The sequence below is a fragment of the Gardnerella coleohominis genome (genome assembly GCF_002896555.1).
Taxonomy (GTDB): domain Bacteria; phylum Actinomycetota; class Actinomycetes; order Actinomycetales; family Bifidobacteriaceae; genus Bifidobacterium; species Bifidobacterium vaginale_F.
Genome location: NZ_MNLH01000014.1, coordinates 1 through 318 on the forward strand (window position 1 = coordinate 1; position 318 = coordinate 318).

General features: G+C 35.6%; 1 pseudogene. It reads left to right on the plus strand.

Annotated features, from left to right (window positions below):
* Positions 1–24: 24 nt before the first annotated feature.
* Positions 25–135: pseudogene (locus BFS05_RS07160) on the plus strand (GntR family transcriptional regulator); the annotation flags it as partial.
* Positions 136–318 lie beyond the last annotated feature (183 nt).

A 318-nucleotide genomic window follows, 5' to 3' on the forward strand; every position in this document is an offset into this window, starting at 1 on the left:
TAAGAAGGAACTTCTGTTCTTGTAGCACAATCAACTGTTAAAGATAAATTTGGTTCTATTGTTGCTTTCGGCATAGCTGTGTATTCTCCAAGTTATGGAGATATCAAATTCCACTTGCATTCAACAAGTGAATGATTTTTAGCTTGAAGCGCATTTAAAAGTTAATTTCCAAGTTTTAGTATTGCAAGTTTTGCGATTACGCGCTTTACTATTACACACTCTACTATTGAACGCTTTGCTATTGAACGCTTTGCGATTACAAAAGAGCTGGTTGTTCTTACTTACCTAGTTATGGGTTAAGTGTAAGGGSWRTTCAGC